Source organism: Micromonospora zamorensis (assembly GCF_900090275.1).
Lineage (GTDB): Bacteria > Actinomycetota > Actinomycetes > Mycobacteriales > Micromonosporaceae > Micromonospora > Micromonospora zamorensis.
In genome coordinates this window covers 1,798,599-1,823,878 of record NZ_LT607755.1, presented here as the reverse complement: position 1 = coordinate 1,823,878, position 25,280 = coordinate 1,798,599, and the positions used below count along the sequence as shown (strand labels likewise).

Here is a 25,280-nt window from a genome sequence, read left to right as displayed (position 1 = left end):
GGCCAGGCCATGCCTGGCAGACTCCCAGCCCCCACACCGGGGGGCTGGCCAAGTCTCTGAAACAACAACCAATGGTTGTTCCTTCAGGACCCAACAGGGTGCTCACATTTCTTCTCAGCCGCACCAGGGACTTCGTTCCCACCACCCGAAAGCAGCTGTACTAGAAGGAACCCGGCCGTTGCCGAGGAAAAACTTGCCAGTGTCTCCGCCATCTGAGCACCCCGACCCAACATCCGTGGGCCGCGGGCTCCTTGCACCCTTTCAGGTGAAGGTGCTCCTTAGAAAGGAGGTGATCCAGCCGCACCTTCCGGTACGGCTACCTTGTTACGACTTCGTCCCAATCGCCAGCCCCACCTTCGACGGCTCCCTCCCACAAGGGGTTGGGCCACCGGCTTCGGGTGTTGCCGACTTTCGTGACGTGACGGGCGGTGTGTACAAGGCCCGGGAACGTATTCACCGCAGCGTTGCTGATCTGCGATTACTAGCGACTCCGACTTCACGGGGTCGAGTTGCAGACCCCGATCCGAACTGAGACCGGCTTTTTGGGATTCGCTCCACCTCGCGGTATCGCAGCCCATTGTACCGGCCATTGTAGCATGCGTGAAGCCCTGGACATAAGGGGCATGATGACTTGACGTCATCCCCACCTTCCTCCGAGTTGACCCCGGCAGTCTTCGATGAGTCCCCGCCATAACGCGCTGGCAACATCGAACGAGGGTTGCGCTCGTTGCGGGACTTAACCCAACATCTCACGACACGAGCTGACGACAGCCATGCACCACCTGTGACCGCCCCCGAAGGACCTCACATCTCTGTGAGTTTTGCGGCCATGTCAAACCCAGGTAAGGTTCTTCGCGTTGCATCGAATTAATCCGCATGCTCCGCCGCTTGTGCGGGCCCCCGTCAATTCCTTTGAGTTTTAGCCTTGCGGCCGTACTCCCCAGGCGGGGCGCTTAATGCGTTAGCTGCGGCACAGGAAACCGGAGAGGTCCCCCACACCTAGCGCCCAACGTTTACAGCGTGGACTACCAGGGTATCTAATCCTGTTCGCTCCCCACGCTTTCGCTCCTCAGCGTCAGTATCGGCCCAGAGACCCGCCTTCGCCACCGGTGTTCCTCCTGATATCTGCGCATTTCACCGCTACACCAGGAATTCCAGTCTCCCCTACCGAACTCTAGCCTGCCCGTATCGACCGCAGGCTTGGGGTTGAGCCCCAAGTTTTCACGGTCGACGCGACAAGCCGCCTACGAGCTCTTTACGCCCAATAAATCCGGACAACGCTCGCACCCTACGTCTTACCGCGGCTGCTGGCACGTAGTTGGCCGGTGCTTCTTCTGCAGGTACCGTCACTCTCGCTTCGTCCCTGCTGAAAGAGGTTTACAACCCGAAGGCCGTCATCCCTCACGCGGCGTCGCTGCATCAGGCTTCCGCCCATTGTGCAATATTCCCCACTGCTGCCTCCCGTAGGAGTCTGGGCCGTGTCTCAGTCCCAGTGTGGCCGGTCGCCCTCTCAGGCCGGCTACCCGTCGTCGCCTTGGTAGGCCATCACCCCACCAACAAGCTGATAGGCCGCGAGCCCATCCCAAGCCGAAAAACTTTCCACCCCCAGCCATGCGGCCGGAAGTCCTATTCGGTATTAGCCCCCGTTTCCGAGGGTTATCCCAAAGCTTGGGGCAGGTTGCTCACGTGTTACTCACCCGTTCGCCGCTCGAGTACCCCGAAGGGCCTTTCCGCTCGACTTGCATGTGTTAAGCACGCCGCCAGCGTTCGTCCTGAGCCAGGATCAAACTCTCCAACAAAAAATTAGTTGAACAGCATCCTGACAACAAACAAATGTTGCCAAAGGAATCCCAACCAGCCAGCAAAAACTGACCAGTCCGGGGTATAAATCATAATTGGCACTGGCTTTACAAGCACCCTGTTGAGTTCTCAAAGAACAACCACACACCGACCAGAAGCCCCACCTCAGCGGAACCCCAACCGGGGCTTTCGTTCGTGTCCCTTAGCGCTTTCCAGCGCCAGGCACTTTTACTACGTTACCCGCTGGTTTCCGCCGTGTCAAACCGGTGTTTCGCGGTTCGTCGTGCTTCTCCCGGTAATGCGGGCACCATGTCTCGACCGGCTTGCGCCGCTCTCGTCACGGATTTGGCAGGCCGGCCGCTGCGGTTTCCCGCAAGCTTGCCCGGTGCCCTGCCGGTTCGTAACCATACCCGGTCGGTTTCGCCGCACCAAATCCGCCTCGCGGCGTTTCTGGCGGCACCTCCCGGTCCAGGATCCGGTGGGCATGCCCGCCCGACCCCGAGGCCGTTGGCCTGCGCTCCGGCCGTCTCAGGCTTTCGCCTGTTTCGTCCGTTCCGCGCTGGCAGAGAGAAAGTTACGCGTCCGGCGGGATGATCGTCAAATCCGCCGGACGCGTCCCCCGTCACATCGTCGACAGTCGACTATTCTCCCAGCTCAACGCCCGCGAACGAGCGCTTGCCACGGCGCAACACCAGGTATCGCCCGTGCAGCAGGTCGGTCGCCGACACCCCGGCGTCCACCTCGGTCACCCGGTTGTTGTTGACGTAGGCGCCGCCCTCGGCGATCACCCGACGGGCCTCTTTGAGGCCACTGACAAGCCCGGAGTCCCGCAACAACCCCGCCACATCCGGCAGTTCGCCGGAGAGACGCACCAGGCCGGCCTCGGTCAACGCCGCGCGCAGCGTCTCCGGGGCCAGGTCGTCCAGCGACCCGCGGCCGAAGAGGGCCTGACTGGCGGCGATCGCCTGTCGGGTCTCGTCGGCGCCGTGCACCAGGGTGGTCAGCTCCTCGGCGAGCGCCCGCTGTGCCAGGCGGGCCGCCGGCCGCTCGGCCGTCGCCTTCGCCAACTCCTCCAGCTCGTCGCGCGTACGGAAGCTGAAGTAGCGCAGGTAGCGGTCGACCTCGCGGTCATCGACGTTGAGCCAGAACTGGTAGAACGCGTACGGGCTGGTCAACGTCGGGTCGAGCCAGACGGCGCCGCCCTCGGTCTTGCCGAACTTCGTGCCGTCGGCCTTGGTGACCAGCGGCGTGGTGAACGCCTGCACCGGCCCCGCGCCACGTCGACGTACGTAGTCGACGCCGGCGGTGATGTTGCCCCACTGGTCGGACCCGCCGAACTGAAGCTGGCAGCCGTGCCGCCGGTGCAGCTCGTAGAAGTCGTTGGCCTGCAGCAGCTGGTAGCTGAACTCGGTGAAGCTGATGCCGGTCTCCAGCCGCGCCCGCACCACCTCCCGGGCGAGCATCTTGTTGACCGGGAAGTGCTTGCCCACGTCGCGCAGGAACTCGACCACCGACATCTCGCCGGTCCAGTCCAGGTTGTTGACCAGTTGCGCGGCGTTGTCCCCCGTGTACGACACGAAGGGCGCGAGCTGCTCACGGATCCGCTCGACCCAGCCGGCGATCACCTCGGGCGGGTTGAGCGTCCGTTCGGCGCTCTCCTTAGGGTCACCGATCTGCCCGGTCGCCCCGCCCACCAGCAGCAACGGGCGGTGCCCCGCGAGTTGCAGCCGGCGGGCCGTGGTGACCTGCATGAGCGAGCCGACGTGCAGGCTCTGCGCGGTGGGGTCGAAACCCACGTAATAGGTGGTGGCCGTCCCACCGTCGAGCAGCTCGCGCAGCTCGTCGAGGCCGGTCGAGTCCTGGATGAGGCCACGCCAGAGCAGGTCGTCGGTCAGGGAGTCCCGCCCGGACGGCGGGGGGCTGCTGTCGGTCACGGTCACCGATTCTCCCCCATCGCCGGCACCGACCCGTACCGGGTTTCCCGTAACCCGCCCCGGTTAGGCTTGCGCCCCGTTGATCGAGGAGGGGTTCTGCCGTGGAGATGCCGGATCTGACGGGTGGTTTTGTCGCCCTGCTCGGCCTGAAGTTCGAAGAGGCGTCCGCCGACCGGGTGGTCATCAGCTGGCAGGTCCGACCGGAGCTGCACCAGCCGTTCGGCATTCAGCACGGTGGGGTGTACTGCTCGGTCGTGGAGACCGCGGCCAGCGTGGGTGGTTCCCTCTGGCTGGGCGACCGGGGCACTGTGGTCGGCGTGTCGAACCAGACCGACTTCCTGCGGGCCGTCCGGGACGGGGAGCTGACCGCGGTCGGCACGCCGGTGCACCGGGGCCGCAGCCAGCAGCTGTGGCAGGTGGAGATCACCGACGCCGACGAGCGGCTGGTCGCCCGCGGTCAGGTCCGCCTCCAGAACCTCTCGCGCGACTGAGCGGCGGCACCCGGACGGTTCAGCTGCGGGCCTCGTCCAGCACCGGCTCCGAGGTCAGGTCGGCGTCGGAGTCGGAGTCGGTGTCGTCGGGCACCCGGCTGACCCGTACCTCGGTGATCGCCCGGTGGTCGATGCCGGCCACCATGAGCACCCAGCCGTCCAGGGTGACGTCCTCGCCGGCGACGGTGGGGATGTGCCCGAGTCGGGCCAGCACCAGCCCGGCGACGGTGGTGTAGTCGCCTTCCGGGCGCGACGGCAGCTCGACGCCGATGTCCGGCAGGTCGTGCACCGGGAAGGTGCCGGGCAGCAGGAGCGCGCCGTCGGGGTCGCGGCGGACCGAGCGCACGTCCCGGTCGGTCTCGTCGTAGATCTCACCGACGATCTCCTCCAGGATGTCCTCCAGCGTGACGATGCCGTCGACCGCGCCGCGCTCGTCCACGACGAGTGCGATGTGCTGGCGCTCGGCCTTGAACTGGCGCAGCGCCTCCACGACGGGCAACGAGTCGGGCAGCAGCATCGGAGGGCGGGCGATCTCGTCGACCGGGCGGTCGTCGGGCACCCCCACCAGGTCGCGCAGGTGGATCACGCCGGCCGTGTCGTCCAGGCCGCCGTGTCGCACGACCGGCGCGCGGGAGTGCCCGGTGGCGGCCAGCACGAGCCGCGCGGCCTCCGCGGTGGTCCCGCTGTCGAGCGTGAAGACCTGCAACCGGGGTACGAGGACAGCCCGCAACCGCCGGTCGGCGATCTCCACCGCGCCGGCGATGATGGTGCGTTGCTCCTTGGTGAAGCCGTGGTTGCCGGCGACGATGTCCCGCAGCTCGTCCGGGCCGATCTCCTCCGGCTGGTGCTTGGGGTTGAGCCCGACCAGGCGAACCACCACGTCGCTGGTGGCGCCGAGCGCCCAGACGGCCGGGCGGGTGAACGTGGCGAGCAGGTCGAGTGGGCGGGCCACCAGCAGCGCCCACCGCTCGGCGGCCTGCATGGCGATCCGCTTGGGTGCCAGCTCGCCGAAGACGAGGGTGACGAACGTCAGCGCGAGGGTGACCACCACGATCGCCATCGTCTCGGCGGCGCCGCCGAAGATTCCGAGCAGCGGCACGAGAGGCTTGGCCAGCGAGACCGCCGCGGCGGCGGAGGCGAGGAAGCCGGCGAGGGTGATGCCGATCTGGATGGTGGCCAGGAAGCGGTTCGGGTCCTTGGCGAGGCGGGCCAGCACCCGGCCCCCGCGACTGGTCCGTTCCAACCGCTGGATCTGGCTGTCCCGCAGTGACACCAACGCCATCTCGCTGCCGGCGAAGAGCGCGTTGATCACGACCAGGATTCCGACCAGGGCCAGTTGGCTCCCGTAGCTCTGCACGCCCGGTTCGCTCCCTCGTGGTGGTGGCACCGGCCGGTACGCGCGGCGCCCGCCGGTCGGCGAGCCCGCCCGGCGTAGGCGTGTGATTGCCCCGTCCGGTGCCCGCTGAATCCTGCGCCGGCGAGGCTACGCCGATAGGTCGCCGGTGACGCTACGCGGGATCGGCGGCCGGGGTGGTCGGCAGATCGAGGACGTACGAGTCGCCCTCCCGGCGGAAGCCGAGCCGGTGGTAGTACGGCGCGACCATCCGGGGCGGGCTGACCACCTGGCGGAAGCCTCGTTCGGTGAACAGGTGGCTGCGCCGGTAGACGAACTCGCCCGGGGTGAAGTCGCGGAACTTGGGGGTCACGTAGTCCAGGTCGATCTGGGCGACGCCGCGCGCCTCGGCGTGGGACAGCACGACGCCGACCACCTCGTCGGCGGTGACCACCAGGAAGGCGGATCGTCCCAAGGTGTCCGGGTCCCACCGGAAGTCGGGGTTGAAGCGGGCGATGTCGGCGGCGTGTACCCGCAGCGTGTGGGCGAGGAACTGGTCGCCGACGCCGACCTCGACCACCTGGTAGGTCTTCTCGTCGTGCCGGGTGGCGAGCATTCCCCGCAAATACCAGAGGTTGATCACCGTAAGCACGACGTTGAGCCCGACCATGGGCCAGACCTCGATCGCGGCGTTGTAGCCGATCAGCACGAGGCAGCCGACGAGGTTGAGCGCGCGCAGCCGCAGGATGCGCGACTGCAGCAGCGACCAGACCAGCACCGCGGAGCCGGCCCAGCCGACGAGATCCAACCAGTTCACGCCGCGAGACTAGTGCCCGCCCAGGTCAGAAGCGTCAGCGGGCAGCTCCAGCAGCCACTCCTCGACGTCTTCGCCGCGGCCGTTGGCGTACCCCGAGTCCTCGCCGACCACCACGAACCCGCACTTGCGCAGCACCGCGAGGGACGCGGCGTTGTCCTTGGCGGCGCGGGCGTGCACCGGGCGGGGCAGCTCGCGCAGCAGGGCGGCCAGGGCCGCCGTGGCGTGGCCCCGGCCCCAGCGTTCCCTGTCGATCCAGTAGCTGACCTCGGTCTGGTCGTCGACCGGGAAGGCGCTCACGTAGCCGACCACCTCGCCGTCGACCTCGACGGTCCGGACCCGGTTCGCCGGGTTGGTGAGCACCCGCGCCCAGTGCCGGGCGAACTCTCGACGGTCGGACGGGTCCTTGGCGACGAAGGCGGCCATCCGGTTGGCCTCCGGGTCCTGCTGGAACAGGAAGAACTCGACGAGGTCGTCCTCCAGGACCGGGCGCAGCCGCAGATCAGAAGTCATCGGCCGAGGGTACGCAACGGCGGGCCCGCGCGGCTCGCTCAGTCGCTCACGGCGGCGACCGCCAGCACGGCGGCGAGCAGGGAGCTGGCCACCGACAGCAGGCGACGCCACGGCACCCGCGCGTCGACCACCGGCAGGGCGGACCACCGGGTCACGGCCAGTGTCGCTCCCGCCGCGGACAGACCGGCCCCGAGAGGCCAGAGCCAGACCGGCACCACCGACCAGTCGCCCATCCGGTGCGCCAACCCGAGATAGGCGAACGCCCACACCACCGCGGCCACCACTGTCACCCGGTCCAGTTCGCGGCGGCGGGCGGTGCCGAGCAGGGACAGGCCGCCGAGGAAGGTGAACGCCACCGCGAGACCGGCGCCGATCCAGACGGGAGCCGGCGGAGTCCCCGCCCCCGCCTCCTTCTCCGGTACGCCGAGCAGTCGCAGCCCGATCGGCTCGACGCCCTTGTCGGTGTTGCCGAGCACCACCACCGCCCTGCCGGTGGCCCGTTCGAGGCCGATGTAGGACCGGAACCCGCCGGTCGCGCCGTTGTGCCAGACCACCTCGTGGTCGCCGTGCCGGGTGGTGAACCAGCCGTACCCGATGTGGGTGTTCTCGTCCTCGCGGAAGCGGGCGGTGGTGGCGTCGGCGCCGGGTGCGGCGCCGGCGAGGGTCGCGGCGGCCAGCCGGCCCAGGTCCTCCGCGGTGGACCAGGGGCCGACGCCGGCCGGGGCGTACCCCACTCCCGACCAGGTGTCGAGGGGCCGGCCGGAGGCCCGGCCGCCGTGCGCGCGACCGGCCGGCAGGTCGTCGGCGTGGGTGGCGATCACTGTGGCGTCCATCCCGAGCGGTTGGAGCAGCCGCGCCCGCAGCAGATCGGCGTACGCGACACCGGCCCTGGCTGCGAGCGCGTGACCGAGCACGGACGGCCCGAGGTTGGAGTAGTGGACCTCCCCGCGATCGTCGTCGTCGGGGGTGACCCGGTCGGCGGCGCTGCGGATGGCGTCGGTGTCCTGCCCGGCGTACGGGTTGCCGCCGGACACGTTGGACCAGAGGATGCGGGCCCAGCCAAGAATGCCGTCGGGAGCGAGCCGGGGCAGACCGGCGCGGTGGCTGGCCAACTCGGCGAGCGTCACGTCGCGGGCGGGGCCGGTGACCGTGGGCCAGGTGGCGCCGAGAGGATCGTCGGGGCGGACGACCCCGGCGGCGGCCTGGTCGGCGAGGAGCATGCCGGTGAGCGCCTTGGTGACCGAGCCGATCTCGAACGAGGTGCCGGGCTCGACGGGCTGGCCGGTCCGGTCCCGGTCACCCAGGCCAGCGGTGCGGATCCGGCCGTTCTCGACCAGGGCGACGGCGAGCCCACGGTGTCCCGACGGGTCGCGTACGGCCGCGCGTGCGGCGCCGGCCAGGTCGGCGTCGCCGGTGGTCTGCGCGCCGAGGCGGGCCACCCGGGGCATGAGCGCGATTCCGGCGAGGCCGGCGATCAGCGCGACGACGATGGTGATCACTGTCGTCCGGCGCATGGTGCTTCTCCCTGCTGCTCGTCGTGCGGGCTGTCGGTGCTGCGGGCGTGGGTCATCGGCCGGCGGCGGTGAGGATGGTCAGCAGCGGCACCACGCGTTCGGCGGGGACGGCCCACCGACCCCGGCCGGTGCTGCTCAGCCAGCCGGCGGCGGTGATCTGGCGCAGGTGGTGGTGGAGTTGGCCGGTGGTGCCCAGCTCCTCGATCTCGGCGAGCTCGCTGGTGCTCTGCCGGCCGTCGAGGATCTCGCGCAGCAGCCGCAGCCGCACCGGGTGGGCCAACGCGGAGAGCGTGCTGGCCAGCTCCGTCCAGTCGGCGGCGAGCACGTCGTCGACGGTGCGGCCGTACTGCCAGTCGTAGTGCTGCCCGGCGACGCGGACGGTGCCGGTGTAGAGGACTGCGCCGGTGCCCTCGGGCGGCAGGCGCTGCTTGAGGCCGTCGAGGGCCCAGAAGGTGCCCTCGGATGCGGGCGGCGCTGGTGGCGCCGCTGCCAGGCGCTCGTTCAACGCGGCGACCTGGGTCTCCAGCGCGGCGAGCCGCGACTCCATGGTGGTGGTCATAGGTTGATAGTACGTACAAACGTATTCCCGTACAACCCCGCGGGCCCGGGGGCCCGGCGGGTCTTTGGTCCCGAGCCCCTCGGGCGCAAGGCCTCTGCCCTGGGTGATCAGTAAGCGAGATGGTGAGACGGACGGCGTGCGGATGTCGCGCCGCGCGGGACGGGGAGGTCACTGGTGGCGAATACGGGCGGTCCGGGCCGGACGCTGGAGGGCACGATCGATGTGCCCGTCGCGGTCGGGCTCGACGCGGCAGAGGCCGCCGCCCGATTGCGGGTGAACGGACCCAACGCGGTGGCACCGCCGCCGCGCCGGCACGCGGCCGTACGGGTGCTGCACCAGCTCACCGACCCGCTCGTGGCCCTGCTGCTCGCCGCCGCGGTGGTGACCACGGTGCTCGGCGACTACCCGGACACGGCGGTGATCGTCCTGGTCGTGCTGGTGAACACGATCATCGGGGTGGTGCAGGAGATCCGCGCGGACCGCGCCATCGCGGCGCTGGGCCAGCTCGCCGCCCCCACCGCCCGGGTGGTCCGTGACGGCCGGGACCTGGCCGTCCCCGCCGCCGACCTGGTCCACGGCGACCTCGTCCGGGTCGAGGCCGGCGACATCGTGCCGGCCGACCTGCTGCTGGTCGAGGCGAACCGGCTGCAACTGGATGAATCCGCGTTGAGTGGTGAGTCGGTACCGGTGGGGCGGACCGTCGGTCAGGAGGCGCTGGCCGGGACGGTGGTCACCACCGGACGCGCGGACGGCACCGTGCTCCGGACGGGGCCTGCGAGCGCATTGGGCCGGATCAGCGCCCTGGTGGCGGACACTCGGCCCGGCGCCACTCCCCTGCAGCGCCGCCTCTCCGCCCTGGGCCGCACGCTCGGGTTGGTCGCGGTCGTGCTGTCGGGGCTGGTCTTCGCGATCGGGGTGATCAGCGGTCGGCCGCTGGTCGACATGGCCATCACGGCGGTGAGCCTGGTCGTCGCGGCGGTACCCGAGTCGCTGCCGGCGGTGGTGACCCTGGCGCTGGCGCTGGGCGCGCGCCGGATGGCCGCCGCGCACGCCATCCCGCGTCGACTGCACGCGGTGGAGACACTCGGCTCGGTGACCGTGATCGCCTCCGACAAGACGGGCACCCTCACGGAGGGGCGCATGGCGGTGCAGCAGGTCGCCACCACCGACGGGGAGCGGTACGAGGTCACCGGCAGCGGGTACGCCCCGCACGGCGCCGTGCACCAGGATGGCGCGCCGGTGGCCGTACCTGAGGAACTCCGCCGGCTGGCACGGGCCGGGCTGCTCTGCAACGACGCCGCCCTGTCACCCCCGAACGACGAACGACGCGACTGGGGCGCCGTGGGCGATCCTCTCGAAGCGGCGCTCGTGGCCTTCGCGGCCCGGTGCGGCCTCGACCCGCAGGACACCCGCGCGGCCTGGCCACGGGTCGCCGAGCACCCGTTCGACCAGGCCCAACGGCGGATGGTCACCGTGCACCGCTCCTGCGACCAGCGCTATCTCGTGGTCTGCAAGGGCGCCCCGGAGAGCGTCCTCACCGCGTCCCTGCTCGACGCCACCGACGACGAGATCACCGCGCTGACCCGCACCGCCCACCGGCTCGCCGGGGAGGGCCTGCGGGTGCTCGCCGTCGCCGCCGCCCTGGCGGACACGTCGCCGGACCCCGCCGCGCCGACCGGCCTGCGCCCGCTCGGGCTGGTCGCCGTCGGTGACCCGCTGCGCGCCGGCGCGCCCGAGATCGCCGAGAGCCTCGACGCCGCCGGGGTACGGCTGCTGCTGATCACCGGCGATCACCCGGCCACCGCCGCCGCGATCGGCTCCCAGCTCGGCCTGTGGCACGACGGCGACCCTCTCGCCCGCGGCGACGACGACTCGACGGCGCACCCGGACACCCGGGTCTTCGCCCGGACCCAACCGGAACAGAAGCTCGACATCATCGCGGGCCTGCAGGCCCGCGGTCACGTGGTCGCGATGACCGGCGACGGAGTCAACGACGCGCCGGCGCTGCGCCGCGCCGACATCGGGGTGGCGATGGGTGGCGGCACCGAGGTCGCCCGGCAGGCCGCCGACCTGGTCCTCGTCGACGACGACCTGTCCACTGTTGCCGCCGCCATCGGTGAGGGCCGACGCATCTACGACAACATTCGCCGGTTCCTGCGCTACGCCCTCTCCGGTGGCGTGGCGGAGATCATGGTGATGCTCATCGGCCCGCTGTTCGGGTTGGCCGTACCGCTGTTGCCCGCCCAGATCCTCTGGATCAACCTGCTGACCCACGGGGTGCCAGGGGTGGCGCTCGGCGCCGAGCCTGCCGAACCCGGCACCCTGCGGCGCGCGCCGCGCTCGCCACAGGAGTCGGTGCTCGGCGCAGGGCTCGGCCGGGACGTCCTGGTCACCGGCGCGCTGATCGCCGCCGTGGTGCTCGGTGCCGGTGTGGTCGCCGCCGACCGGGACCTGCCCTGGCAGTCGGTGGTCTTCGTGGTGCTCGGGCTGGCCCAGCTCGGCGTGGCACTGGCCGTCCGGGCACCCCGGCCAGCGGGCGCGCGGCGCGGCAACCCCGGCCTCCTCGTCGCGGTCGCGGTGTCGGCACTGTTGCAGGTCGGCGGGGTGCTGTTCGCCCCGCTGCGGGACCTGCTCGGCACCGACCCCCTGGCACCGACCGTGCTGCTGGCCTGCGCGATGGTCAGCGCCCTGCCCGGGTTGGTGCTGCGGCTGACCCGTCGCCGTCCGACACCGCCGAGCGACCGGGTCGACGGGACCAATGGCCCCCGGTCCCTTACCTTCCGCCCCTGACCGTCCGGCCCGCACCGCAGGAGGATGAAGACGGAACTAAGGAGGACGTGATGACCAACAGATCCGGTGCCCCCGTGGTGGTGGCTGTGGACGGCTCGACATCGGCGCTGGAGGCGGTGCGTGTCGCCGCCCGGGAGGCCGCGACGCGGGGCCGCCCGCTGCGGGTGGTGCACGCGTTCATCTGGTCGCTCTACGGCGTGTCGTTGGAGCCGGCGCCGGGCGCTCCCGCCAACGCCGGGTTCCGGCACCAGGCGGAGCAGTTGGTCGCCGAGGCGGTGACCGAGGCCAGCAAGGTCGCACCGGAGCTCGCCGTCACCGGCGCGATCGTCGAGGGCGCGCCCACGCCGATGCTGCTGGTCGAGGCCCGGGACGCGGCGCTGCTGGTGCTCGGCAGCCGGGGCCTGGGCGGCTTCGGCGGGCTGCTGATCGGCTCGGTGGCGGTGCAGGTCTCCGCCCGCGCCGACTGCCCGGTGCTGGTCGTCAAGGGTGAGGCCCGCGCCGACGGGCCGGTCCTGGTCGGGGTCGACGGCTCGGACCTGTCCGCCCAGGCGTTGGGGTTCGCCTTCGAGGAAGCCTCGTTGCGCGGCACCGATCTGGTGGCGGTGCACGCCTGGATCATCCCGGCGGCGCCGAGCGACCTCCTGCCGATAGCGAACGACGTGGAAGCGCTCGTCGCCGAGGAGGAGCGGGTGCTCGCCGAGGCGATCGCCGGTTGGTCCGAGCGCTACCCCGACGTGCCGGTGCGGCGCCGAGTGGCGTACGGCGCACCGGCGCGGATGCTGGTGGAGGAGTCGGCCACGGCGCAGCTCACCGTGGTCGGTGCACGCGGCCGTGGCGCACTGGCCGGCATGCTGCTCGGCTCGGTGAGCCACACGGTGCTGCACCACTCGCACAGCCCGGTGGTCGTCGTTCGGCACCGCCGCGAGGATCGCAAGGACTGACCCCTCGTACCGTCCGCGCCGGCCACTCCCCCTCGGCCGGCGCGGACCCACGTCCGGTGTCACGTCACCCGCCCGGCCGGCGCGTTCGGTCGGCCGGTGCCGGCGCGTTCGGCGCCGTGACGGCTGCGCACCGCCGACAATGGGCTGACCGACCCAGGGAGTGCCGATGAACCGACCTGTCGTGGTGGGCGTGGACGGATCGCCGTCCAGCCTCGTCGCCGCGGAGCACGCCGCCCGCGCCGCCCTGCTCCGGTCCCGGACGCTGCGCCTGGTGCACGGCTACCTGCATCCGTTCGGCTACGGCGTGCCGCTCAACCCGTACGAACTCGGGGTGCCGGTGCCCTCCGAGGAGGCGCAGAAGATGTTGGAGCGCACGGCGGCCGAGCTGACCGATCGGTGGCCCGGCCTGGTCGTCGAGGTGCGCCAGATCGCCGGTGGACCCGGCATCACCCTGATCGAGGAGTCCCGGCAGGCCGAGTTGGTAGTGGTGGGCAGCCGAGGGCTGGGCGGGTTCGCCGGGCTGCTGCTCGGCTCGGTCGGCACGCAGGTGGCCGCGCACGCGCACTGCCCGGTGCTGGTGGTCCGCCCGGACGAACAGCCGATCCCGGTGGACGCTCCGGTGCTCGTCGGCGTCGACGGGTCCGAGTCGTCCCGGCTCGCCGCGGGCTACGCCGCCGACGAGGCCGCCCTGCGGGACGTGCCGCTGGTGCTGGTGCACGTCGGCCCTGCGGCCGAGGAGCGGACGGTGCCGGAGGAGATCGAGGAGTCACAGGCCGCGCACCAGGCCGACACGGTACGGCTGCTCGCCGACGCCTCCGCCGCCGTTCGCGCCGAGCACCCCGACCTGGTGGTGCGTGAGCATCCGATCCGCGCGGCCGGCGCGGCCCAGGGGCTCATCGAGGCCAGCGGCACGGCATCACTGCTGGTCGTGGGCACCCGGGGCCGGGCCGGCTTCGCCGGGCTGCTGCTCGGCTCGGTCAGTCAGGCGGCGATCCAGCACGCGCACTGCCCGGTGCTGGTCGCCCACCCCTACCCGGTCAGCTGACCGGTGTGTCGTCGGATCGACCGAGCATCTGCAGGAAGTCGGTGGTGAGGGCGAACGGGTCGGCGGGGCCGCTGGCCGGCGGCCGACGCTCGATCTGGTCGGCCAACTCCCCGGCGGCACGCCGGATCCGGCCGCGCAACGCGCCGTCGGCGGTGCCGTCCGACCAGTCTTCCGGTGCGGCGAAGACGGCGGTCGGGACCACCACCGAACGGAGGTAGGCGAACATCGGGCGGACGGCGTGCTCCAGTGCCAGCGAGTGCCGGGCGGTGCCGCCGGTCGCCCCGATCAGCACCGGCCGGTCGACCAGCGAACCCGAATCCAACACGTCGAAGAAGGACTTGAACAGCCCGTTGTAGGAGGCGCTGAAGATCGGGGTGACGGCGATGAGCCCGTCGGCCCCGGTGACCGCGTCGATGACCTCGCGCAGCGCCGCCGGCGGGAACCCGGTGAGCATGTTGTTCACCACGTCGTGGGCGTACTCCCGCAGGTCGACGACGTGCAGCTCCACCTCGGAGCCGCGCCGGACCAACTCGTCGCGGGTGGCCGCGGCGAGCTGGTCGGCGAGCAGCCGGGTCGACGAGGGCTGACTCAGCCCCGCCGAGACCACGGCCAGGGTGCGGCGGGTCATCGGGTCGCCCCCTCCGGCGCCTTGCCCGTCACGTCGTCGACGGCGTGCACGGTGCTGTCCTTGGCGCCACCGGCGGCGGCAACCATCGCGGCGTGGGTGGGAGCCTCCGGCACGTGCGCCGGACGCAGCGCCGCGAACTCCTTACGCAGCACCGGCACCACCTCCTCGCCGAGCAGGTCGAGCTGCTCCAGCACGGTCTTCAGGGGCAGCCCGGCGTGGTCCATCAGGAAGAGCTGCCGCTGGTAGTCGCCGACGTACTCCCGGAAGCCGAGCGTGCGGTCGATGACCTGCTGCGGGCTGCCCACGGTCAGCGGGGTCTCCCGGGTGAACTCCTCCAGCGACGGCCCGTGCCCGTAGACCGGGGCGTTGTCGAAGTACGGACGGAACTCCCGGACCGCGTCCTGCGAGTTGCGCCGCATGAACACCTGCCCACCGAGACCGACGATCGCCTGGTCGGCGGAGCCGTGGCCGTAGTGCGCGTACCGCTGGCGGTACAGCGCGATCATCCGCTGGGTGTGCTCCTTGGGCCAGAAGATGTGGTTGGCGAAGAAACCGTCGCCGTAGTACGCGGCCTGCTCGGCGATCTCCGGGCTGCGGATCGAGCCGTGCCAGACGAACGGGGGCACGCCGTCGAGCGGGCGCGGCGTCGAGGTGAACGACTGCAGGGGGGTGCGGTACTTGCCCTTCCAGTCGACCACGTCCTCGCGCCAGAGCCGGTGCAGCAGGTCGTAGTTCTCGATCGCGAGCGGGATGCCGGCGCGGATGTCCTTGCCGAACCACGGGTAGACCGGGCCGGTGTTGCCGCGGCCCATCATCAGGTCCACCCGGCCGCCGGAGAGGTGCTGGAGCATCGCGTAGTCCTCGGCGATCTTCACCGGGTCGTTGGTGGTGATCAGCGTGGTCGCGGTGGACAGCAGCAGCCGCTCGGTGCGCGCCGCGATGTAGCCGAGCATGGTGGTCGGCGAGGAGGGCACGAACGGCGGGTTGTGGTGCTCGCCCGTGGCGAAGACGTCCAGGCCGACCTCTTCGGCCTTGAGCGCGATGGCGACCATCGCCTTGATCCGCTCATGCTCGGTCGGCTCCCGACCGGTGGTCGGGTCGACCGTGACGTCACCGACGGTGAAGACTCCGAACTGCATGACCAGCTCCCTGCGTGTAGAACCGGGTCATTCGTGGTGCCCGGACGCAGCTCTCAACTTATTTGACGACGCAACTATTCCGAAGGCGGCACGTCTCGGGGTGGCGCGGGTCACCTCCAACAGCGGACAGACGGGACCGAACTGGGCTTCGCCGCCGGGCTCAAGCCGGCGGTGACGTCGCTGGCGGCGGCCTGCTGGGTGGTCAGGTCTCGCGGGCATCGACCGCCCGCGACCTCAGCCGCCCGCCACCGACGGCAACACCTGCACCTCGGCCTCGTCGCCGACCGGGGTGGCCAGACCGCCGGAGTGCCGGCAATCCTCACCGTCGACGAAGACGTTGACGTAACGGCGCAGCTCGCCGCGCTCGTCACGGATGCGCCGGGACAGCCGCGGATGATGGGCGGCCACCTCGTCGAGGACCGCCCGCAGCGTCCCGGCGGCGGTGACGCTCAGCCGACTGGCACCACCGGCCTCGCCGCGCAGCGGGCCGGGCAGCAGCACGGTGACCATCTCAGACCGCCGCGGCGCGAACGCAGAGCACGTCGGGCAGGTGCGCGGCCACCAGGGACCAGGAGTCACCCTCGTCGCGGCTGGCATAGACCTCGCCGGAGCGGGTGCCGAAGTAGACCCCACTTGGGGTGGCCTCGTCGGCGCACATCGCGTCGCGCAGCACCGCCGGATAGAACGGCCCCTCGGGCAGCCCCACCGACAGCGGCTCCCACTTGCCGCCCGCGTCTGCGGAACGGAACACCCGGCAGCGGTGGTCGGTGGGGAACCGCTCGCTGTCGGCCACCAACGGGAAGGTCCACACCATGCCGCCCCGCCCCGGGTGGGCCACCATCGGGAAGCCGAAGTCGCTGGGCAGCCCTTCGGCGATCGAGGACCAGGTGCGGCCGTCGTCGTCGGAGCGGTAGACACCGTGGTGGTTCTGCGCGTAGAGCCGCTCGGGGTTGCCGGCGTCCCGGGCGACCTTGTGCACGCACTGGCCGAACTCCGGCCACTCGTCGGGCATGAAGTAGGCACGGATGCCGGTGTTGCCCGGGGCCCAGCTCGCCCCGGCGTCCTCCGAGCGGTAGACCCCGCCGGTGGACATCGCGACCAGCAGCCGGGCCGGGTCACGCGGATGGGGCAGCACGGTGTGCACGGCCTGGCCGCCGAAGCCGGCCTCCCACTGGGGGCGGTGCGGGTGGTCCCAGAGGGAGCGGACCAGCTCGAAGCTGCGGCCACCATCGGTGGACCGGAACAGCGCGGACGGCTCGGTGCCGGCCCAGACCACGTCCGGCTGGTCGGGACCGGCCGGCATCAGCTGCCAGACCCGCCCGAGGGAGACGCCGGTGTCGGCCGGGAACGCGACCGGCGCCTCGTCGGGCTCGTCCCAGGAGGCGCCGAGGTCGTCGCTGGTGGCGACGCTGGGCCCGAAGTGCGAGCTGGTCACCCCGGCGAGCAGGCGCGGGGTGGAGCGACGGGTGTCGACCGCGACCGAATAGACACCGGTCATCGGGAAGTGTGGGCCGGTGATCTCCCAACTGCGCCGGTCGTCGGCGCTGGTGGCGAGAAACAATCCCTTGGCCGTGCCGATCGCGAGCAGTGTTGCCATGACGTCCTCCGAACCGTCCGTGAGCAGGTGGGGTGATTATGGCCACACCCCCTGACACGTTCGCGGGACACACGCCCGGGGATCAGCGCCGGGTGCGGGGCACGTGTCGCCGGTACGCGCTGACCGTCGGGTCGCCGTCGAGCCAGAATCGCCACGGCAGGTCGTGCGCGCCGGTCACGCCGACCCGCGGACCGGCGACCACCGTCTCCGGCGGCACCGGCCGCGTCGGCGGGCGCAACCGGACCGGTCCATCGCCCAGCAGATACCCGCCGTACGCGGAGCGGTCGATGCCGAGCGTGGCGCAGAGCCGGGCCGGCCCGCGGGCGAGGTCCACATCCCGGCGTACGGCCGGCCGGCGGTCGCGAGCCGTAGCCAGGCCGTCGACCACCTCCCCGGCGCGCAGCAGCACGGCGGAAGCCTCCCCCTCGACACCGGTCACCACGTTCATGCACCAGTGCATCCCGTAGGTGAAGTAGACGTACGCGTGCCCGGCCGGGCCGAACATCACCGCGTTGCGCGGGGTGCGCCCCCGGTGGGCGTGCGAGGCCTGGTCCCCGGCCATGCCCGCGTACGCCTCGACCTCGGTGATCCGGACGGTGACGCCTCCCGCGTGCAGCTCGCAGCCCAGCAGCCCGCGGGCGGCCGGCAGCAGCGGGCCGGCGAGCAGGTCGGCCAGTGCCGCCAGGTCGGCGTCGGTGGCGTGGTCACCGAGCATGTCGGTGGCGTGGTCACCGGGCAACAGGTCCATGGCTCGACGGTACCCAGCCGGGCGGCGATCGCCACGCACGACCGCCCATGGTTTCAACGTTCTGTTGACAATGCTGTGTTGAGGGTGTGTGCTCGGGACATGACGACGAACGACCCGTTCACCGCGCCGCACCCGGCCCACGCCCGCGCCCACCGCACCCACGAGGCACTCCAGCGGATCAGCGACCGGCACGCCGGCACCGACGCACAGCGGTCGCGCTGGGCACACCCGTACGTGCTGGACCCGTGGGAGGCGGTCGCCCTGGTCACCGCGCTGGCCGCCGGCGGGGCCGAGCGGGAGCCGACGGAGGAGCCGGTCGACGCCGCCGACCTGACCGCCGCGCTGACCCTGCTGCCGCACGTCCGCGCCGAACTGGACGCGCTGGAGGCCGGGCTGATGACGCTGGCCCGCGACCGGGGGCTGACCTGGCAGGCCATCGCGTACGGGCTGGGGCTGGGCAGCGCACAGGCGGCCCGGCAGCGCTACGAGCGGGTCGCCGCCCGCTCGGCCGAGCAGACCGGCTGACCGCGCACCCCGCGACCGCACGCGCACAAGCAGCCCGCGACCAGACGCGCACCGCAGCCGCGACCAGACGCGCAAACCGGCATGCCGCGTGCCTGCGGGCGGCGGGACGGGCACACTGTGCGCACGACGAGGAGGCACCCATGGAGCGCGCGGACATGCTGGCGTACTGCCTGGCCAAGCCGGGGGCGTGGCTGGACCAGCCGTGGGAGGGCGACGAGGTGGTGAAGGTGGGTGGCCGGATCTTCGCGTTCCTCGGCAACGGTGACGGCGAGCCGACGGTCGGTATCAAGTGCGGGCCGACCCGGGAGGTCGCCGACGAATGGCTGCACCGGCACCCCGACGACGCCCGGGTGATGGCCTACATCGGTCGGTCCGGGTGGAACACGCTGCGGCTCAACGGCGGGATCGACGCCGACGAGCTCACCGAGGCGGTCGACGCGTCGTACGACATGGTGGTTGCCAAGCTCCCCAAGCGGGAGCGCCCGACGGCCTGAACCGGCCGCGGCGCCGGCGGAACCCACCGACGCCGCGACGAGGTCAGCGCGGAACGACCCGTTCGGTGGCCCACTCCCGCCAGCCGGCCAGCCGGTCCGCCGCGTCGGCGAGCTGGTCGGCGACCGGGCCGGGGCCGGTGGAACCGGGGGTGGTGCGGGCCGCGAGGGCCGAACGGACCGAGAGCACGTCGCGCACCGACGGGTCGAGGTGCTCGCTGATCGCGGCCAGGTCCTCATCGGAGACGTCGTTCAGCTCGCACTCCCGGGCCGCGCAGAGCGCCACCAGCCGGCCGGTGATCTCGTGCGCGTCCCGGAACGGCACGTTGCGCCGGACCAGCCAGTCGGCGACCTCGGTCGCGAGGGAGAAGCCGACCGGGGCGGCGGCGACGAGGCGGTCCACCCGGACCGTCATCGTGGAGATCATTCCCGCCAGGGCCGGCAGCAGCAGCTCCAGGGTGTCGACGGCGTCGAAGGCCGGCTCCTTGTCCTCCTGCATGTCCCGGTCGTAGGTCATCGGCAGGCCCTTGAGCATGGTGAGCACTGTCACCAGGCCACCGACGAGGCGCCCGGACTTGCCGCGCGCCAGCTCCGCGATGTCCGCGTTCTTCTTCTGCGGCATGATCGACGAGCCGGTGGCGAACGAGTCGTCCAGCTCGACCCAGCCGAACTCGTGCGACGTCCAGAGCACCACCTCCTCGCCGAGCCGGGACAGGTGCACCCCGATCATGGCTGTGGTGAAGAGGAACTCGGCGACGAAGTCCCGGTCGGCGACCGCGTCCATCGAGTTGGCGAACGACGTGCGGAAGCCCAGCTCCTTGGCCACGGCCACCGGGTCCAGCGGCAGGCCGGAGCCCGCCAGCGCGCCCGCGCCGAGCGGGCTGACCGCCGCCCGGTGGTCCCAGTCACGCAGACGCTCCAGGTCACGCAGCAGCGGCTGCACGTGGGCGAGCAACCAGTGCCCGAACGTGACCGGCTGGGCGTGCTGGAGGTGGGTCATGCCGGGCGCGGCGGTGTCGATGTGCCGCTCGGCCTGCTCGACCAGCGCCTCGGCCAGCTCGACGAGGCGGCTGGCCACACCCCGGGCGTGGTCCCGCAGATAGAGCCGCAGGTCCGTGGCGACCTGGTCGTTGCGGGACCGGCCGGCGCGCAGCTTGCCGCCGAGGCTGCCGAGGCGCTCCAGCAGGCCGCGCTCCAGCGCGGTGTGCACGTCCTCGTCCTCGATGGTGGGGCGGAACGCACCGGAGGCACAGGCGGCCTCCAGGTCGTCCAACGCGGCCAGCATGCGGCCCAGCTCCTCCGGGTCGAGCAGGCCGGCGCCGGCCAGGACCCGGGCGTGCGCCCGGGAACCAGCGATGTCGTACGGGGCCAGGCGCCAGTCGAACTGCACGCTCACCGACAGTCGGGCGAGCGCCTCGGCGGGGCCGCCAGCGAACCGGCCACCCCACAGGCTCGTCCGGTTGGTGGCGGCACTGTTCTCGGTCAGGCTCTTGTCGTCCACGTCGCCCATCATTGCTCTGCCTGCCTTTCGCTCGCGACTGCGGGGCTCACTCGCTGCGCTCTCTCACTCCGCGCGCTCGCACGTGTCACTGTCCGCCACCGCCCAGCCGGGCGTCCCGAGCGGCGGCCATCCGACTCGGCAGGCCCCACAACTGCACGAAGCCCTTGGCCAGGGACTGGTCGAAGGTGTCGCCGGTGTCGTAGGTGGCCATCCCGAAGTCGTAGAGGCTCGCCTCGGAGCGCCGACCCGTCACTGTGGCCCGGCCGCCGTGCAGGGTCATCCGCACCTCACCGCTCACGTGCCGCTGCGCGTCGTCGATGAACGCGTCCAGCGAGTCCTTCAGCGGCGAGAACCACAGGCCGTCGTAGACCAGCTCGCCCCAGCGCTGGTCGACGCTCCGCTTGAAACGGGCAAGGTCGCGTTCCACGGTCACCGCCTCCAGCTCCTGGTGGGCGGTGATCAGCGCGATCGCGCCGGGTGCCTCGTACACCTCGCGGCTCTTGATGCCGACCAGGCGGTCCTCGACCATGTCGAGCCGGCCGACGCCCTGGGCGCCGGCGCGCCGGTTCAGCTCCAGGATCGCCTGGTACGGGGTGACCGTCTCACCGTCGATCGCCACCGGCACACCGCCGTCGAAGGTGATCACGACCTCGTCGGCGTCGCGGTCCGACGCCGGGTCGGCAGTGTACGAGTAGAGGTCCTCGACGGGCGCGTTCCAGATGTCCTCCAGGAACCCGGTCTCCACCGCCCGACCCCACAGGTTCTGGTCGATGGAGTAGGGGGACTTGGCCGACACGTCGATCGGCAGCCCCTTCTCCTCGGCGAAGGCGATCGCCTTGTCCCGGGTCCAGGCGAAGTCCCGGGCCGGCGCGATGATCTTCAGGTCGGGGGCGAGCGCGTTCAGGCCCACCTCGAACCGGACCTGGTCGTTGCCCTTGCCGGTGCAGCCGTGCGACACGATCGTGCCGCCGTGCTTGCGCGCCGCCGCCACCAGGTGCTTCACGATCAGCGGCCGGGACAGCGCCGACACCAGCGGGTAGCGGTCCATGTAGAGGGCGTTGGCCCGGATGGCCGGCAGGCAGTAGTCGGCGGCGAACTCGTCGCGCGCGTCGACCACCTCCGACTCGGCGGCGCCGCAGTCCAGGGCACGCTGCCGGATCGCGTCGAGGTCCTCGCCGCCCTGACCGACGTCGACCGCGACCGCGATCACCTCGGCGCCGGTCTGCTCGGCCAGGTACGGAATGGCGACGGAGGTGTCCAACCCTCCGGAGTACGCGAGCACGACCCGCTCGGTCATGATGCGGTGTTCCCTTCGGCGTTGTCTTCCCGTCGGGCCCAGCCGGCGAGCTTCTCGCCGAGCGCGGCCCCACCGACGGCCTCGCGGGCCACGACGAGGATGGTGTCGTCGCCGGCGATGGTGCCGACGATCTCGGGCAGGCCCGCTCGGTCCAACGCGCTGGCCAGGTACTGGGCTGCGCCCGGCGGGGTACGCAGCACGGCGATGTTGCCGCTGGAGTCGACGCCGTTGAGCAGCTCGTGCAGCAGCCGCATCAGCCGCGCCGGCGCGGCCTCGGCGTCGCGCAACGGCCGTTTGCCGTCCTCGGGGATCAGGTAGACGGCCGGGCCGTCGCCGCCGCGCACCTTGACCGCGCCCAACTCCTCCAGGTCGCGCGAGAGGGTGGCCTGGGTGACGCCGACGCCGTCGGAGGCGAGCAGGTCGGCCAGCTCGGTCTGCGACCGGATCGCCTTGTCGCGGATCAGCTCCACGATCCGGGCGTGCCGGGCCGCGCGGGTCAACGGTGCGGTCATCGGGACTCCCCCGTCGCGGTGTCCAGCAGGAAGGTGAGCAGCGCCTTCTGCACGTGCAGGCGGTTTTCCGCCTGGTCGAAGACCGCGCTCTGCGGGCCGTCGAGCACCTCGTCGGTGATCTCCTCACCGCGGTGCGCCGGCAGGCAGTGCAGCACGATCGCGTCCGGTGCGGCCTGGCCGAGCAGCTCCTTGTTGACCTGGTACGGCAGGAACGGTGTGATCCGGTCCAGCCCGTCGGACTCCTGCCCCATCGAGGTCCAGGTGTCGGTGGCGAGCACGTCGGCGTCGCGTACCGCCTGGGCCGGGTCGGTCAGCACCCGCACCGACCCGCCGGTTTCGGCGGCGATCCGGGCCGCCGCGTCCACCACGCCCGGGTCGGGCGCGAACCCGGCCGGCCCGGCGACCCGGACGTGCATGCCGGCCATCGCCCCGGCCAGCAGGTACGACTGCGCCATGTTGTTCGCGCTGTCCCCCACGTAGGTCAGGGTGCGACCGGCCGTGCCGCCACACCGCTCCCGGATGGTGAGCAGGTCGGCCAGCAGCTGGCACGGGTGGAAGCCGTCGGTGAGCGCGTTGACAACCGGCACGCTGGCGCCCGCCGCCACCTCGGCGATCCGGTCGTCGCCGTGGGTGCGCAGCACGATCGCCGCGACGTAGCGGGACAGCACCCGCCCCGCGTCGGCGAGGGCCTCGCCCCGGCCGAAGTGGGTGACCTGCGTGTCCACGACCAGCGGGTGCCCACCCAGTTCGGCGATGCCGGCGTCGAACGAGATCCTGGTCCGCAGGCTCTGCTTGTCGAAGAGCACCGCCACCGAGCGGGGGCCGACCAGCGGCCGGTGGCCGAACCGGTCCGCCTTCATCCGCGCCGCCAGGTCGAGGACCGTGGACTGCTCGGCGGGCGAGAGGTCGTCGTCGCGCAGGAAGTGCCGGGTCATCGAGTCGTCCCCGTCGTGGTGGTCAGCGTGGAGGGTTCGCCCGCCGTGCCGGCGGCCGCCGGGGTCGTCGCGTCCAGTGCGGCGGGCAGCGCGGCGAGGAAGGTGTCCACCTGCGCGGCGGTGAGGATCAGTGGCGGGGCCAACCGGAGCACTGCCGGCTGCACCGGGTTGACCAGGAAGCCGGCTTCCCGCAGGGCCTCGGCCAGCACCGCCGCCACCGGCGCGGTGAGCGCCACACCGAGCAGCAGCCCCTCGCCGCGTACGCCGGCGATCAGCGGATGGCCCAGCGACTCGATGCCGCGGCGCAGCCGCTCGCCGACCCGCTTGACGTTGTCGAGCAGGCCCTCGTTGGCGATGGTCGCCACCACGGCGAGCGCCGCCGCGCAGCTGACCGGGTTGCCGCCGAAGGTGGTGCCGTGCGAACCGGGGGTGAGCAGGTCGGCGGCCGGGCCGAAGGCCAGCGTGGCACCGATGGGCAGACCGCCACCCAGACCCTTGGCCAGGGTGACCACGTCCGGCTCCACGCCCTCGGCCTGATGCCTGAACCAGTGCCCGGTGCGGCCCATGCCGGTCTGCACCTCGTCGAGGACCAGCAACGCGCCGTGCCGCGCGGTGATCCGCCGGGCCGCGGCCAGGTAACCGGCCGGCGGGACGACCACACCGTTCTCACCCTGGATCGGCTCCAGGATCAGCATCGCGGTGGCGTCGGAGACGGCCGCCTCCAGGGCGGCGACATCGCCGTAGTCGACGTGGGTCACCTCGCCGGGCAGCGGCCGGAACGGATCGGCCTTGGCCGGCTGACCGGTCAGCGCGAGCGCGCCCATGGTGCGGCCGTGGAAGCCGCCCCCGGTGGCCACCACGTGCGTGCGGCCGGTACGCCGGGAGAGCTTGAACGCCGCCTCGTTGGCCTCCGCGCCCGAGTTGGAGAAGAAGACCCGGCCGGGCCGGCCGGCGAGCGCCAACAGCAGCTCGGCCAGGGCCACCGGCGGCTCCGCGACGAAGAGGTTGGAAACGTGCCCGAGGGTCGCGACCTGCTTCGACACCGCCGCCACCACGGCCGGGTGGGCGTGACCGAGGGCGTTCACCGCGATGCCACCGACCAGGTCGAGGTATTCGCGACCGGCGTCGTCGACCACCACGGCACCGGCACCGGAGACCAGCGCCAGCGGCGGCGTGCCGTAGTTGTCCATCATGGACTGCTTCCAGCGCTGCGCCAACGTGCTCACGACGCGACCATCCCGTCTTCCGGCACCACCATCGTTCCGAACCCTTCCGAGGTGAAAACCTCAAGCAACGTCGAGTGCGCCACCCGACCGTCGACGACGTGCGCGGCCGGCACTCCCCCACGCACAGCGCGCAGGCAGGCCTCCATCTTCGGCACCATCCCCGACTCCAGACTGGGCAGCAGCTTCGCCAGGTCGTCCGCGGCGATCTCGGAGACCAGGCTGGTCGTGTCCGGCCAGTCCGCGTACAGGCCGGCCACGTCGGTGAGGACGACCAGCTTGCGGGCCCGCAACGCGATCGCGAGCGCGGCGGCGGCGGTGTCCGCGTTGAGGTTGTGCAGCACCCCGTCCACGTCCGGCGCCACAGTGGAGATCACCGGGATCCGACCGGCCTCGATCAGGTCGGTCACCGCGGACACGTCAACCGACTCGACGTCACCGACCTGGCCGACGTCGACCGGCAACCCGTCCACGTACGCCGGGCGGCGCACCGCGGTGAACAACCGGGCGTCCTCGCCGGACAGGCCCACGGCGTACGGGCCGTGCGAGTTGATCAGCCCGACCAGTTCGCGGCCGACCTGCCCGACCAGCACCATCCGGACGACGTCCATCGCCTCGGCGGTGGTCACCCGCAGGCCACCCCGGAACTCGCTGGCGATGCCGAGCCGGCCCAGCATGGCGGAGATCTGCGGACCGCCGCCGTGCACCACCACCGGCTTCAGGCCCGCGTAGCGCAGGAAGACCATGTCGGCCGCGAACGCCCGCTGCAACTCGGGATCGGTCATCGCGTTGCCGCCGTACTTGACCACGACCGTGGAGCCGGAGAAGCGTGCCAACCAGGGCAGCGCCTCGATCAGCGTCTCCGCCTTGACCTGGGCGCGAGTCAGGTCGCTGCTGAGACTCACCGTGCCGGCCTTTCGTTCGCGACTGCGGGACTCCGCTGCGCTGCG

General features: G+C 71.6%; 23 protein-coding genes and 1 rRNA gene. 6 read left to right on the top strand and 18 right to left on the bottom strand.

The window, feature by feature from the left end:
• Nucleotides 1-282: 282 nt before the first annotated feature.
• Nucleotides 283-1,799: ribosomal RNA gene (locus GA0070619_RS08220) — 16S ribosomal RNA — on the bottom strand.
• A 642-nt stretch (nucleotides 1,800-2,441) separates the two neighbouring features.
• Nucleotides 2,442-3,734: a tyrosine--tRNA ligase gene (gene tyrS, locus GA0070619_RS08215; RefSeq protein ID WP_088951638.1), complete on the bottom strand. Its 1,293-nt coding sequence runs from the start codon at nucleotides 3,732-3,734 to the stop codon at nucleotides 2,442-2,444.
• A gap of 107 nt (nucleotides 3,735-3,841) precedes the next feature.
• Here tyrS and GA0070619_RS08210 point away from each other — a divergent pair, with 107 nt between their 5' ends.
• Complete coding sequence (locus tag GA0070619_RS08210) at nucleotides 3,842-4,225, top strand: PaaI family thioesterase (protein ID WP_172862181.1); 384 nt, start codon at nucleotides 3,842-3,844, stop codon at nucleotides 4,223-4,225.
• 19 nt (nucleotides 4,226-4,244) lie between these two features.
• Here the strand turns inward: GA0070619_RS08210 and GA0070619_RS08205 are convergent, their stop codons facing one another.
• The 5 genes from GA0070619_RS08205 to GA0070619_RS08185 form a co-directional block, all read right to left on the bottom strand.
• Nucleotides 4,245-5,582 (bottom strand): hemolysin family protein, encoded by a 1,338-nt coding sequence (locus GA0070619_RS08205; protein ID WP_088947514.1) that lies wholly within the window; start codon nucleotides 5,580-5,582, stop codon nucleotides 4,245-4,247.
• A 151-nt stretch (nucleotides 5,583-5,733) separates the two neighbouring features.
• A complete protein-coding gene (locus tag GA0070619_RS08200) occupies nucleotides 5,734-6,375 on the bottom strand; it encodes a hypothetical protein (protein WP_088947513.1) in 642 nt (213 codons plus the stop codon).
• 9 nt (nucleotides 6,376-6,384) lie between these two features.
• Nucleotides 6,385-6,885, bottom strand: a complete 501-nt coding sequence (locus tag GA0070619_RS08195) for a GNAT family N-acetyltransferase (RefSeq protein WP_088947512.1) — start codon at nucleotides 6,883-6,885, stop codon at nucleotides 6,385-6,387.
• 38 nt (nucleotides 6,886-6,923) lie between these two features.
• Nucleotides 6,924-8,399 (bottom strand): serine hydrolase domain-containing protein, encoded by a 1,476-nt coding sequence (locus GA0070619_RS08190; protein WP_088947511.1) that lies wholly within the window; start codon nucleotides 8,397-8,399, stop codon nucleotides 6,924-6,926.
• 52 nt (nucleotides 8,400-8,451) lie between these two features.
• Nucleotides 8,452-8,958: an ArsR/SmtB family transcription factor gene (locus tag GA0070619_RS08185; protein ID WP_231927322.1), complete on the bottom strand. Its 507-nt coding sequence runs from the start codon at nucleotides 8,956-8,958 to the stop codon at nucleotides 8,452-8,454.
• Between the two features lie 174 nt (nucleotides 8,959-9,132).
• On the opposite strand from GA0070619_RS08185, the gene GA0070619_RS08180 reads away from it, so the two are divergent.
• The 3 genes from GA0070619_RS08180 (at nucleotide 9,133) to GA0070619_RS08170 (ending at nucleotide 13,734) form a co-directional block, all read left to right on the top strand.
• The gene (locus GA0070619_RS08180; protein WP_231927321.1) at nucleotides 9,133-11,748 is read left to right on the top strand and encodes a cation-translocating P-type ATPase; all 2,616 of its coding nucleotides are present in this window, start codon (nucleotides 9,133-9,135) and stop codon (nucleotides 11,746-11,748) included.
• A 50-nt stretch (nucleotides 11,749-11,798) separates the two neighbouring features.
• Nucleotides 11,799-12,689, top strand: a complete 891-nt coding sequence (locus GA0070619_RS08175) for a universal stress protein (RefSeq protein WP_088947509.1) — start codon at nucleotides 11,799-11,801, stop codon at nucleotides 12,687-12,689.
• A 160-nt stretch (nucleotides 12,690-12,849) separates the two neighbouring features.
• On the top strand, nucleotides 12,850-13,734 hold the full coding sequence (locus GA0070619_RS08170) for a universal stress protein (protein ID WP_088947508.1): 885 nt from the start codon (nucleotides 12,850-12,852) through the stop codon (nucleotides 13,732-13,734).
• On the opposite strand, the gene GA0070619_RS08165 is transcribed toward GA0070619_RS08170, so the two are convergent.
• The 5 genes from GA0070619_RS08165 to GA0070619_RS08145 form a co-directional block, all read right to left on the bottom strand.
• On the bottom strand, nucleotides 13,727-14,362 hold the full coding sequence (locus GA0070619_RS08165; protein WP_088947507.1) for an FMN reductase: 636 nt from the start codon (nucleotides 14,360-14,362) through the stop codon (nucleotides 13,727-13,729). The two genes, GA0070619_RS08170 and GA0070619_RS08165, sit on opposite strands and share 8 nt — an antisense overlap.
• Nucleotides 14,359-15,501, bottom strand: a complete 1,143-nt coding sequence (locus GA0070619_RS08160; RefSeq protein ID WP_088947506.1) for an LLM class flavin-dependent oxidoreductase — start codon at nucleotides 15,499-15,501, stop codon at nucleotides 14,359-14,361. Before GA0070619_RS08160 ends, GA0070619_RS08165 begins: the two co-directional genes overlap by 4 nt.
• Before the next feature lie 234 nt (nucleotides 15,502-15,735).
• On the bottom strand, nucleotides 15,736-16,011 hold the full coding sequence (locus GA0070619_RS08155) for a ubiquitin-like small modifier protein 1 (RefSeq protein ID WP_088947505.1): 276 nt from the start codon (nucleotides 16,009-16,011) through the stop codon (nucleotides 15,736-15,738).
• Nucleotide 16,012: 1 nt separating this feature from the next.
• A complete protein-coding gene (locus GA0070619_RS08150) occupies nucleotides 16,013-17,098 on the bottom strand; it encodes a WD40/YVTN/BNR-like repeat-containing protein (protein WP_088947504.1) in 1,086 nt (361 codons plus the stop codon).
• Between the two features lie 82 nt (nucleotides 17,099-17,180).
• Entirely contained in the window at nucleotides 17,181-17,813 is a 633-nt protein-coding gene (locus GA0070619_RS08145) for a DNA-3-methyladenine glycosylase (RefSeq protein ID WP_088951636.1), read from the bottom strand.
• 132 nt (nucleotides 17,814-17,945) lie between these two features.
• Here GA0070619_RS08145 and GA0070619_RS08140 point away from each other — a divergent pair, with 132 nt between their 5' ends.
• Complete coding sequence (locus tag GA0070619_RS08140) at nucleotides 17,946-18,371, top strand: DNA-binding protein (protein WP_088947503.1); 426 nt, start codon at nucleotides 17,946-17,948, stop codon at nucleotides 18,369-18,371.
• 140 nt (nucleotides 18,372-18,511) lie between these two features.
• Nucleotides 18,512-18,865 (top strand): MmcQ/YjbR family DNA-binding protein, encoded by a 354-nt coding sequence (locus GA0070619_RS08135; protein ID WP_088947502.1) that lies wholly within the window; start codon nucleotides 18,512-18,514, stop codon nucleotides 18,863-18,865.
• Nucleotides 18,866-18,908: 43 nt separating this feature from the next.
• Here the strand turns inward: GA0070619_RS08135 and argH are convergent, their stop codons facing one another.
• From argH to argB, 6 genes are all read right to left on the bottom strand, one after another.
• The gene (gene argH / locus GA0070619_RS08130) at nucleotides 18,909-20,372 is read right to left on the bottom strand and encodes an argininosuccinate lyase (RefSeq protein WP_088951635.1); all 1,464 of its coding nucleotides are present in this window, start codon (nucleotides 20,370-20,372) and stop codon (nucleotides 18,909-18,911) included.
• A 76-nt stretch (nucleotides 20,373-20,448) separates the two neighbouring features.
• On the bottom strand, nucleotides 20,449-21,660 hold the full coding sequence (locus GA0070619_RS08125) for an argininosuccinate synthase (RefSeq protein ID WP_088947501.1): 1,212 nt from the start codon (nucleotides 21,658-21,660) through the stop codon (nucleotides 20,449-20,451).
• Nucleotides 21,657-22,172 (bottom strand): arginine repressor, encoded by a 516-nt coding sequence (locus GA0070619_RS08120; RefSeq protein WP_088947500.1) that lies wholly within the window; start codon nucleotides 22,170-22,172, stop codon nucleotides 21,657-21,659. The genes GA0070619_RS08125 and GA0070619_RS08120 overlap by 4 nt, the downstream gene beginning before the upstream one ends.
• Entirely contained in the window at nucleotides 22,169-23,107 is a 939-nt protein-coding gene (gene argF, locus GA0070619_RS08115) for an ornithine carbamoyltransferase (RefSeq protein ID WP_088947499.1), read from the bottom strand. The genes GA0070619_RS08120 and argF overlap by 4 nt, the downstream gene beginning before the upstream one ends.
• Nucleotides 23,104-24,333 carry an acetylornithine transaminase gene (locus GA0070619_RS08110; protein WP_088947498.1) on the bottom strand — a complete coding sequence of 410 codons (1,230 nt, stop codon included), beginning with the start codon at nucleotides 24,331-24,333 and terminating at the stop codon, nucleotides 23,104-23,106. The genes argF and GA0070619_RS08110 overlap by 4 nt, the downstream gene beginning before the upstream one ends.
• Nucleotides 24,330-25,235, bottom strand: coding sequence for an acetylglutamate kinase (gene argB / locus GA0070619_RS08105; RefSeq protein ID WP_088947497.1), 906 nt, complete (start codon nucleotides 25,233-25,235; stop codon nucleotides 24,330-24,332). The genes GA0070619_RS08110 and argB overlap by 4 nt, the downstream gene beginning before the upstream one ends.
• Between the last annotated feature and the right edge of the window lie 45 nt (nucleotides 25,236-25,280).

Bases quoted from the DNA above. Each gene is read 5' to 3' on its own strand.
- GA0070619_RS08195 (WP_088947512.1), bottom strand. From the start codon at position 6,885: ATGACTTCTGATCTGCGGCTGCGCCCGGTCCTGGAGGACGACCTCGTC.
- GA0070619_RS08125 (WP_088947501.1), bottom strand. From the start codon at position 21,660: ATGACCGAGCGGGTCGTGCTCGCGTACTCCGGAGGGTTGGACACCTCC.
- GA0070619_RS08185 (WP_231927322.1), bottom strand. From the start codon at position 8,958: ATGACCACCACCATGGAGTCGCGGCTCGCCGCGCTGGAGACCCAGGTC.
- GA0070619_RS08160 (WP_088947506.1), bottom strand. From the start codon at position 15,501: ATGCAGTTCGGAGTCTTCACCGTCGGTGACGTCACGGTCGACCCGACC.
- GA0070619_RS08155 (WP_088947505.1), bottom strand. From the start codon at position 16,011: ATGGTCACCGTGCTGCTGCCCGGCCCGCTGCGCGGCGAGGCCGGTGGT.
- argH (WP_088951635.1), bottom strand. From the start codon at position 20,372: ATGGGCGACGTGGACGACAAGAGCCTGACCGAGAACAGTGCCGCCACC.
- GA0070619_RS08175 (WP_088947509.1), top strand. From the start codon at position 11,799: ATGACCAACAGATCCGGTGCCCCCGTGGTGGTGGCTGTGGACGGCTCG.
- GA0070619_RS08165 (WP_088947507.1), bottom strand. From the start codon at position 14,362: ATGACCCGCCGCACCCTGGCCGTGGTCTCGGCGGGGCTGAGTCAGCCC.
- GA0070619_RS08150 (WP_088947504.1), bottom strand. From the start codon at position 17,098: ATGGCAACACTGCTCGCGATCGGCACGGCCAAGGGATTGTTTCTCGCC.
- GA0070619_RS08210 (WP_172862181.1), top strand. From the start codon at position 3,842: ATGCCGGATCTGACGGGTGGTTTTGTCGCCCTGCTCGGCCTGAAGTTC.
- GA0070619_RS08190 (WP_088947511.1), bottom strand. From the start codon at position 8,399: ATGCGCCGGACGACAGTGATCACCATCGTCGTCGCGCTGATCGCCGGC.
- GA0070619_RS08120 (WP_088947500.1), bottom strand. From the start codon at position 22,172: ATGACCGCACCGTTGACCCGCGCGGCCCGGCACGCCCGGATCGTGGAG.
- GA0070619_RS08140 (WP_088947503.1), top strand. From the start codon at position 17,946: ATGACGACGAACGACCCGTTCACCGCGCCGCACCCGGCCCACGCCCGC.
- GA0070619_RS08145 (WP_088951636.1), bottom strand. From the start codon at position 17,813: ATGCTCGGTGACCACGCCACCGACGCCGACCTGGCGGCACTGGCCGAC.
- argF (WP_088947499.1), bottom strand. From the start codon at position 23,107: ATGACCCGGCACTTCCTGCGCGACGACGACCTCTCGCCCGCCGAGCAG.
- GA0070619_RS08135 (WP_088947502.1), top strand. From the start codon at position 18,512: ATGGAGCGCGCGGACATGCTGGCGTACTGCCTGGCCAAGCCGGGGGCG.